The organism is Synechococcus sp. F70.1 (assembly GCF_047502745.1).
GTDB lineage: Bacteria > Cyanobacteriota > Cyanobacteriia > Thermostichales > Thermostichaceae > Thermostichus.
The window spans coordinates 18,985-27,785 of the sequence record NZ_JANSJL010000006.1 but is presented as its reverse complement, the minus strand read 5'-3'; the positions used below and the strand labels follow the sequence as shown (position 1 = coordinate 27,785).

The 8,801-nt window shown below is 58.8% G+C and carries 11 protein-coding genes; 6 read left to right on the top strand and 5 right to left on the bottom strand.

All coding sequences use genetic code 11. The annotated features are described in order from the left end of the window. Positions 1–206 precede the first annotated feature (206 nt). Complete coding sequence (locus NW860_RS00270; RefSeq protein ID WP_414511875.1) at positions 207–476, top strand: hypothetical protein; 270 nt, start codon at positions 207–209, stop codon at positions 474–476. A gap of 7 nt (positions 477–483) precedes the next feature. Here NW860_RS00270 and NW860_RS00265 read toward each other — a convergent pair whose 3' ends face one another. Beyond that, positions 484–1,371 carry a hypothetical protein gene (locus tag NW860_RS00265; RefSeq protein ID WP_414511874.1) on the bottom strand — a complete coding sequence of 296 codons (888 nt, stop codon included), beginning with the start codon at positions 1,369–1,371 and terminating at the stop codon, positions 484–486. Between the two features lie 252 nt (positions 1,372–1,623). On the opposite strand from NW860_RS00265, the gene psbV reads away from it, so the two are divergent. The 4 genes from psbV to NW860_RS00245 are packed head-to-tail and all read left to right on the top strand — an operon-like array spanning position 1,624 to position 4,105. After that, positions 1,624–2,160: a photosystem II cytochrome c-550 gene (psbV, locus tag NW860_RS00260; RefSeq protein WP_414406165.1), complete on the top strand. Its 537-nt coding sequence runs from the start codon at positions 1,624–1,626 to the stop codon at positions 2,158–2,160. Next, on the top strand, positions 2,160–2,678 hold the full coding sequence (gene psbV2 / locus NW860_RS00255) for a photosystem II cytochrome PsbV2 (RefSeq protein ID WP_414511873.1): 519 nt from the start codon (positions 2,160–2,162) through the stop codon (positions 2,676–2,678). Before psbV ends, psbV2 begins: the two co-directional genes overlap by 1 nt. Positions 2,679–2,738: 60 nt before the next feature. Then, positions 2,739–3,221, top strand: a complete 483-nt coding sequence (locus NW860_RS00250; RefSeq protein WP_414511872.1) for a LapA family protein — start codon at positions 2,739–2,741, stop codon at positions 3,219–3,221. Further along, positions 3,209–4,105: a sulfatase-like hydrolase/transferase gene (locus NW860_RS00245; RefSeq protein ID WP_414511871.1), complete on the top strand. Its 897-nt coding sequence runs from the start codon at positions 3,209–3,211 to the stop codon at positions 4,103–4,105. The genes NW860_RS00250 and NW860_RS00245 overlap by 13 nt, the downstream gene beginning before the upstream one ends. An 18-nt stretch (positions 4,106–4,123) precedes the next feature. Here NW860_RS00245 and NW860_RS00240 read toward each other — a convergent pair whose 3' ends face one another. The 3 genes from NW860_RS00240 to aspS are packed head-to-tail and all read right to left on the bottom strand — an operon-like array spanning position 4,124 to position 7,891. Next, on the bottom strand, positions 4,124–5,248 hold the full coding sequence (locus tag NW860_RS00240; protein WP_414396549.1) for an AI-2E family transporter: 1,125 nt from the start codon (positions 5,246–5,248) through the stop codon (positions 4,124–4,126). A gap of 21 nt (positions 5,249–5,269) precedes the next feature. Beyond that, positions 5,270–6,046 carry an enoyl-ACP reductase FabI gene (gene fabI / locus NW860_RS00235; protein ID WP_414396552.1) on the bottom strand — a complete coding sequence of 259 codons (777 nt, stop codon included), beginning with the start codon at positions 6,044–6,046 and terminating at the stop codon, positions 5,270–5,272. Between the two features lie 39 nt (positions 6,047–6,085). Beyond that, positions 6,086–7,891 (bottom strand): aspartate--tRNA ligase, encoded by a 1,806-nt coding sequence (aspS, locus tag NW860_RS00230; protein WP_414511870.1) that lies wholly within the window; start codon positions 7,889–7,891, stop codon positions 6,086–6,088. A gap of 109 nt (positions 7,892–8,000) precedes the next feature. On the opposite strand from aspS, the gene NW860_RS00225 reads away from it, so the two are divergent. Then, entirely contained in the window at positions 8,001–8,273 is a 273-nt protein-coding gene (locus NW860_RS00225; RefSeq protein ID WP_414511869.1) for a hypothetical protein, read from the top strand. Positions 8,274–8,277: 4 nt separating this feature from the next. Here NW860_RS00225 and NW860_RS00220 read toward each other — a convergent pair whose 3' ends face one another. After that, positions 8,278–8,559: an RNA recognition motif domain-containing protein gene (locus NW860_RS00220; RefSeq protein ID WP_414396558.1), complete on the bottom strand. Its 282-nt coding sequence runs from the start codon at positions 8,557–8,559 to the stop codon at positions 8,278–8,280. Positions 8,560–8,801 lie beyond the last annotated feature (242 nt).

Sequence of the window (8,801 nt, the reverse complement as noted above, 5' to 3'; positions counted from 1 at the left end):
GGCAACTCCCCGGAAGTGATAAGTTATAGCTGCCAACTTGCTTCCACTCTACATACCTGAGGGTAAAGCTAAGCAAGTCTCCAGAGGCAATCAAGTTCCTATCTGGAGATTGGCTGGAGAGATATGTCAAACAGCAACTGATCAAGTTTGCTAGAGAGCAGGGACAGAAGATCGATTTTTCCTACATCGCAAATGCGGAAGTTACTTTGCCCGACGGTAGCGACTTTGAGATCGATCTCTTCTTCCACATTAACAACCGATTCTACTGGATAGAGTCGAAGACCGGCAGCTATAGAGACTGTATAGAGAAGTACTCTTGGCTCGCCTCCGAAATGGGTCTCGGCCCAGATCAAGTCTTTCTGGTCTTGGCAGATGTTGATCAAGAGACGAGAAGTAGGATCTACTCCTCCTATAATCTTTCAGCTATTAGTGTCGAGGAGGTTGAGTCTCTGCTGTACAGAATTGTGAGGAGGTAGGCCCAGTCTAAGCTACCACCTTGACAGCCTGCTCCATACACCACCAGGGATCCTCCGCAAAAGCCGGCATGGGCGTGCTGCCCGCCTTGCCCAAGATGGCCAGCCGAACTTCCCGATCCAGCCGGGATCCCGATCCGTAAGGATCCTCAGAAGGGGGCTCCAGTCTTTGCCCCAGAGGGGGCATTGCCATGATGCCCGGCTGCATGCCAGTAGTGCTGACCCAGATTTTGAAGCGATCCACCGCTGTCTCTGCCCCTTCGGGCAGTTGCATCTGCAGCAGATAGCGAGGGCCAGAGCCGACCAACACGCTTTCGCTGGGGCGCAGGCGAGTAGGAAAGTCCGGCTGGTAGGGATAGACCAAGCCGACGCTGCACTGCCGTTCGTCAAAGACTGTTACATAGACATGCACTGGGGTGAGAGCCTTATTGTGCAAGGCGATGGCGAGGTTGCGGCCTGCCTGGATTTGCAGCTGGCCTTGGGGATCCCGCGGCAGGGGTCTGACCTCGGCGGGCCTGGAGCCGCTGGCTGGCGTTTCCAGTTGCAGAAACTCCACTTCCAGGACATTGCTTAGGGCGTCGCTAGCCGGTTGCAGGTTGAGGAGGTTGTCGAAGGCGGCCACGTGCTCCAACAGCCGCACAAGCTTGCGGGGCAGAGCCTGCAGCTTTTTCACCGGGATGCGGAAAGCCGCCAGGGCCACGTCTTCTCCGCGGCGGTAGAAGTAATAGGTTGCATCCGGCAGCATCTCTACCCGCAGAGCCGCCGTTTCCGGTTCAGTGTAGGCCAGAAGTGGCGAGGCCGGCAGAGCCGCTACCAACTCGTCAACAGAGATCGGCACTTGGCTGGGATCTGCACAGGTGAAGGCCACCCGCAACGGCTGGAACCGGAAAGATGACATGGGCAATCCTAGAACTCGGCTCCAGAACCTCCAGATCGGCAGGCTAAGCTTTATGCTAGCTGTTGTCGCAAAGGCCTTTCCTAGCTGCTGGAGATCCTGAATTTGCAATTAAACTTAACACTCCAAAGAAGGGAAAGGGAAGCCAAAATCCTGTCTGCAAGTGATCCCGCAATGGTCTATCCTTAGATCCGGGTGTCGGGTTTGTCGCTGGAGCAAAGCTGACGCCGTTTTCGAAGTCATTGATGGAGACCCATGTTTAGCAAATCCTTTTCTTTGCAGAAAGCGCTGGCAGCGGTGCGTCGGCGGCTGTTGATTTGCATCCTGGCGCTGGGGCTGGCTGGGTTTGCTGGGTGGCCGGCCCTGGCAGCTAGGCAGATCCCTCCGGTACCCCTGTCGCCAACTGAAACCATTACTTTTACCGAGGCGCAACTGGCCCGCGGCAAGCAACTTTTTAACAAAACCTGTGCCCAGTGCCATGTGGGGGGTCAAACCCTTCCCAACCCAGATGTGACCTTGAAGCTTGCGGATCTGGCGGGGGCAACACCTCCTCGCGATAACGTGCTGGCAATCGTGGACTACATCAAAAACCCAGTCACCTACGACGGGGTAGAGTCGCTGGTGGAATACCATCCCAACACGCAGCTCTTAAGCGAGTATCCCCGCCTGCGCAACCTTACCGAGGAGGATCTGAAGTTAATTGCTGGCTATATCTTGGTTCAGGCCAAGACGGTGCCCGGCTGGGGCGGCACCAAGAGCGAATCCCACAGTGACCTTTCGGCCTATCTCTGATGCCTGGGCAAACTCAAGGGACCAAGCGATGGCGGGTCCCTCAGCGGGCCCGGAGGTGGGCGGGGATCCTGCTCCTAGTTTGGCTGGGGTTGGCTAGCCCAGCGCCGGCCCGCGTGGATCCCTACGTGAGCCAATATCTGCGGGCAACTGGGCCGGTGGAGCTGCCCTGGGATGCGGAGGGACACACCCTTACCTTTACTCCGGAGCAGCTGAGCGACGGGAAAAACCGCTTTCAATCTGCTTGCTTGAACTGCCATGTGGGCGGCTCTACCCTGCCCGCTCCCAACATTTCTCTCTCGCTGAAAGACTTGCGCGGTGCCACTCCGCCCCGCGACACCATCCAAGCTCTTGTCGAGTACCAGCGGGATCCCCGCAGCTACGACGGCAGCAAGCCTAGCTACGGCTGCCGCCCTGTGCCCCCCTCTTGGATGGATGATGAGGCGCTGCGCAACCTAGCTGCCTTTATCCTGAGAGCCGCTCAAGTGGCCCCTGGCTGGGGATCCAACACCTTCAACTAACCCCGTCCTGCCCCCCGCCGGGGATTGGTGGTAGCCTAGGGGAGAGGGAAGGTTGAGGTCATGCTCCAAAACATCCGCTCCCTGCTCCTAGGGCTGTGGATCCTGGCCTTGGGGATTTTCCTGGTCCAAAACTGGGGATCGGCAGCGGTGGTTGTTGTAGCTGGACAGGCTGGCCCTGCTGTACCTCTGTCGCTGGTGCTCTTGATGGCCTATGGAGTAGGAGTGGGCTTGGGATTTTTGTACGTGGGATCCTGGCAGCTCCACGAGCGGGCGTTGCAGCGCCAGGCCATTCGCAAGCTCAATCAGCTCCTCGACCGGGTGCGCTTTTTGGAAGCGCAGCTACTTCCCCCCGACCACTATTTGCCACCAGATTTGCCGGATCCTGAGACAGGCCGCTATTCCTATTCCAATATCCCGCCGGAACGCATTCGCGATCCTGCCTCCGAACCCAGCGAACCTGAAGACGAGGCATCAACAGCCCCCAGCTGGCGGATTGTCCGGCGGCCTTACTCTGCTGAGGAGGAGGAAGAATGGGATTCCTAAACTGGTGGAGATCGTCTCCAGCCCCCGCCTCTGAGCCCGCCCCCCGCCCCGAACCCCAGGGGCAGAATAACTACCTGCTCATCGTGCTAGACAGTTGCCGCTTCGACAGCCTGCTGGCGGCTAAGCCCAAACACTTGCTGAAGCTAGGTCCTCTGGAAAAGCGCTGGAGCTACGCTTCCTGGACAGCTCCTGCTCACTACAACCTGCTCATGGGCCTGCTGCCCCATACCAGCCCCACCCACGTTTTTGCCTCCGAACACTACAAGCAGGAGTATTTGCGCTACAACGAGCGCCTCGGCACCCGGCAGCCGATTGAGTTCAAGCATCTGCTGCCTCACCTCTACTTGCCAACGCTCCTGAAGCACCAACTGGGCTACACCACCCACGCCCTGGTCTCCATGCCGGTGCTCAATCCCAGCACTCTGCTCAATCGCGACTTCGATTCCTACCGTCTCATGCCCCGGCACAACGACATGGCGGCTATGGTGGAGCAGTTGCGCTTTGATCCGGATCGCCCTAGCTTTTACCTGCTCAATGTAGGCGAAACTCACTATCCCTACGCCCTGCCCGATGAGGATCCCAGCGCGTGGCCCCACATTTCGGGGGTCAACGGGGTGCTCAAGCGGCTGGATGAAGGGAAAGAGGAGGGGATCCCTTTTTTCAGCGCCGCACAGTTGGAGGAGCTGCGGCAGCGGCAGATTGAGGCGGTGCGCTACTTAGACGGGGTCTTTGAGCAGCTGTTCGATCTGGTTCCCAAAAACACCTACATCACGGTTACAGCCGACCACGGCGAACTGTTTGGAGAGGGGGGCTACTTCGGCCACGGCCCCATCCACCACGAAAAGGTGTTGGAGGTGCCCTTTATCGAGGGCAAAATTCGCTAGGACAATGCCTATTGGAAGCTAGACCTCCTGGATCTCCTCCCGGCGAGTTTCGAGGGGGCTTTTGCCGAGGGAGGTCACCTTTGCCGTCAAGTCCAACCCCTCTTCGGCGGCCAACTTGGCGGAACGGGCCACCTCGTAGAGACTCTTCACCACGCTGCTGAGGGGGATGGCAACGATCACGCCCAGGATGCCCCCCAGCTGTGCCCCCGCCAACAGGGCAATCAAGATCCACACCGGGTTGAGGCCAATCAGCTCTCCCATCAGCCGGGGAGCGATGACCCGATCCTTGATCTGCTGCACGATCAGGGAGACCAGAACCACCTTGAGGCTGAGCCAAATGTCCTGGAAGGCCAGCAGCACTGCTGCCGCGCCAATACCAATGAAGCCCCCTACCAGCGGGATCACCTCCAGCAGGCCAATCAAGAGGCCAAACAAAAGCCCAAAGGGTACTCGCAGCAGCCCAAACGCTGGCACCAGCATCAGGGCCATCATGAACCCCAACACCAACTGGCTGATGAGAAAGTTCTGAAAGCTGAGCACCAGGGCTTCGCCGATGCGCGGCCCCCAGGGCTTGGGAAAGAGGCTGAGCAACCCCTGCCAAAACTGGCCCCCATAGAGCAGCATGTAGAAGGCCAACACCAAGACCAACACCAAGTCGACCACCTGGTTAAAGGTGCCTAGGAGGATGTCGAGGGATTGGCTGGCAATTTTCTCAGCACCGGCCTGCAGGCGGCTGAGGAGAGTGTTCACCAGCTCCGGCTGGCCAAGGTTGATGTTGCGCTCGGCAGCCCAGAGGCTAATCTGGCCAAGCCAATGTTGTAAAGTATCCACCCACTCAGGGATCCGTGCCCCCAACTGCACCACCTGCTTAGCCAGGAGGGGCACAACGGCAATCCCCACCAAAACCAGCAGCACCACCGAGAGGGCAAAGACCAAAGCCACCGCTACAACACGGTTGACCCGGTAGCGCTGCAGCGCCTGGACTGGGTAGTTGAGCAAAAAAGCCAGTACCGCCGCTGTCAGGATGGTGGCGAGCAGATGGCCAAACAGACGGCCCACTTGCAGGGCCAGCCAGCCGCTAATGACCATCAAAATCCAGGTCACTAGCAGCCGCTGCAAGGGGGAAAAGGAAAAGCGGTTCATGCCAGGGAGATCCCACCAAGCCTAAAAACCCAGGATGCTATATCCACTGTCTACGTAGATCACCTGGCCAGTAATGCCGCTAGCTAGGTCGCTGGCCAGAAAAGCTGCCACATTGCCCACCTCGAGCTGGGTGATATTGCGCCGCAGGGGAGCTTTCTCCTCGACCGCGTGCAGCATGGCATGAAAATCAGCAATGGCCGAGGAAGCCAAGGTGCGAATGGGTCCAGCAGAAATGGCATTCACCCGGATCCCGGCGGGGCCCAGCTCGGCTGCCAGGTAGCGAACGCAGGTTTCTAGGCCCGCTTTGGTGACAGCAGCCATGTTGTAGTTAGGCACCACTCGCACTCCCCCTAAGTAGGTGAGGGTGAGGACGCTGCTGCCGGATCTCAAGAGGGGCTTAGCGGCCCGGCAGAGGGCAATCAGGGAGTAGGTGCTCACATCCATGGCCAGGGCAAACCCCTGCCGCGAGATATCGCTAAAGTTGCCGCTCAGCTCCTCTTTTTTGACGTAGGCCAGGCAGTGAACCAGGATGTCGAGCTGGCCCCACTTTTGGGCCACTTCCTGAAATAGGTCGTTGATTTGCTGATCGCTTTGGACGTCGCAGGGAAGGAGAAAATCCGGCTGCAGGGGCTCAGTGAGTTGTTGGACTTTCGTCTTGAAACGATCCCGCTCGTCCGGCAAGTAGGTAACCCCCAACGTAGCTCCTGCTTTGTGCAGCTGCTGGGCAATGCCCCAGGCAATGGAGCGCTCGTTGGCAATGCCGGTTACCAAGGCTTTCTTTCCGGTCAGATCTAGCATAGGGAGACCAAGAAGTAGGGGTGGATGCTTATCCGTCGTTTAGCCGGGGTGGTAGGTGGAGGCCACGTGCAGTTCTTTAAGCTGCCTGGGCTCAACACCGGAGGGAGCGCCGGTGAGCAAGCACCTGGCCTGCTGGGTTTTGGGAAAGGCGATGACATCGCGGATGGAATCTTCCCCTGCCAGCAGCATCACCAGCCGATCCAGTCCGTAGGCAATACCCCCGTGAGGTGGGGTGCCGTACTCAAAGGCTTCTAGCAAAAAGCCAAACTTCTCCCGCGCCTCCTCAGGACTAAGGCCAATGATTTGGAAAACCTGCTCCTGGATCTCCCGCTGGTAGATGCGCAGGGATCCCCCCCCCACTTCCACGCCGTTCCAGACCAAGTCGTAAGCCTGGGCCCGCGCCGTCTTCAAGTCGGCCAAGTCGTCGGGGTGAGGGGCGGTAAAGGGGTGGTGCAGGGCTTCCAGGCGGTTTTCTTCGGCGTTGAATTCAAACATCGGGAAATCCGTAATCCAGAGGAGATTCAAGGCATTCTCCGGGATCAAACCCAGTTCATGGCCTAGATGCAGCCGCAGCCGGCCCAGCGACTCGTTGACCACGGCAGCCGGCCCTGCCCCAAACAGCAGCAGATCCCCTGGCTTGGCGTTGGTCAGCTGCCGCAACTGCTGTTCCTGCTCAGGGCTGAGGCTCTCCTTGAGGGCACCAATGGTGTCGAGGCTATCGGGACGCACCCGAATGAAGGCCAAACCGCCTGCCCCGTACTGAGTGACGAGCTTAAACAGATCTCCGCCCGGTTTGATGCGGGTGTTGGAGATCTGTTCATCGCCGCCGGGCACTGGCAGAACTTTGACGACTCCTCCCTGCTGCAGGGCTTTGGCAAAGACTTGAAAGCGGGATCCCTGAAACACCGCCGAAACATCCACCAACTCCAGCCCAAAGCGGGTGTCGGGCTTGTCGGAACCGTAGCGATCCATGGCCTCGGCGTAGGTCAGCCGTGGGAAGGGCCGGGGCAGGTCGATCCCTTTAACGGTTTTGAAGATATGGCAGATGAGCCGCTCGTTGAGCTCCAGGATTGCCTCCTGATCCATGAAGCTCATCTCCATGTCCAACTGAGTAAACTCCGGCTGGCGATCCGCCCGCAGATCCTCATCCCGAAAGCAGCGGGCAATTTGGTAGTAGCGATCCACACCAGCCACCATCAGCAACTGCTTAAAAAGCTGAGGCGACTGCGGCAGAGCAAACCACTCCCCAGGGTTGAGGCGGCTGGGCACTAGGTAGTCTCTGGCGCCTTCGGGGGTAGAGCGGGTGAGGATGGGGGTCTCTACCTCGATGAAGCCTTCCTCGTCTTCCAGAAAGCGGCGGATGGCCTTGATGACCTGGTGACGCAGTTGCAGGTTGCGCGACAGCCGCTCCCGGCGCAAGTCCAGGTAGCGATAGCGCAGGCGAATTTCCTCCCGCACCTCTTCCCCTTCTTCCCCGGAGACGCTGAAGGGAAGCTGCTTGGCCACCCGGCTAAGAATCTCCAGCTGCTCTGCATAAACCTCCACTTCGCCCGTGGCCAGGCGGGGGTTGAAGGAGTCGGCAGGCCGGGGCTGAACTGTTCCTGTTACCCGCACCACGTACTCATTGCGCACCTCCTTGGCTAGCTCGTAGGAAAGAGGAGTCTTCTGGGGATCGGCCACCAGTTGCACAATGCCGGAGCGATCCCGCAAATCGAGGAAGATCACGCCCCCGTGGTCGCGGCGGCGGTCAATCCAGCCGTAGAGGGTAACCGTCTGGCCGATATGGGCTGGGCGCACTTGGCCACAGTAGAGAGAGCGAGGCGGGCGACGGATGGCAGCAGGCATGGACGAGGTAAGAGAACGAGGGTCTGAGCCCCTATCATACAAAACTCAGCCCCCCTGTCTGGGAGCCCCTTCGGCTACCTGAACCCCCGCTTCGGCGGCAACCGTTTGGATGAGAGCGGGATTGGACACCCCCAGGGCACACTGTCTCGGCACCGAGCTGTTCCTCGGTACTGATTCCCATCCGCCAGCGGGCCTGCATCGCTACTTCCTCTTCGGCAACACCCCGAGGGCGAGCAACGCCAACGTGCTGACAGAGGTGGGCCTCACTCTCCTATTGCTAGTGCCTCGACTACACCAAGTGAGGTTGCTGGGATCCCTGTTTGGCGTCAGCGGTAGCCTGCTGGGGATGTACGCCAGCTACTCCCTCAACACGGCAACCTGACGACCTAGAAGCGGGAGGGACGAGCACCTCGGCTACTGCTGGCCTGACGCGGCAGTGCCTTGTTGACTCTTAAATCTCGGCCCATCCAAGTAGCTCCATCCAGTTCTTCGATAGCTTTTTGCTCGTCGGCTTCGTTTTCCAGCTCCACAAAGGCAAAGCCTCGCTTGCGGCCTGTCTCGCGATCTACTGGAATCTTGATTTGCTTGACAGTGCCGTATTCAGAAAAAACCAGACGCAGGTCTTCTTCACTGGCCTTGAAGGACAAGTTGCCGACAAAAATGGTCATAACCCTGCGAACTCCGAACTTTACCCTCTAGCGCTCAGTTCGGAAGCTCGCCTGGTTAGACCCTTGGCTTGATCCGAAACTGATGCCAACCCCATCTTAGTCCTAGCAGCAGCATTTGCAAACTCCCCCCTCCAAAATTTTCTGCAGACATCCCCGAGCCAGGAAATTCAGGATTGCAACCTTTGGGAAGGCTTGCCCCGCCCCAAGGGTTGACGTTGGGGAACACCAGGAGGGCGGGGATA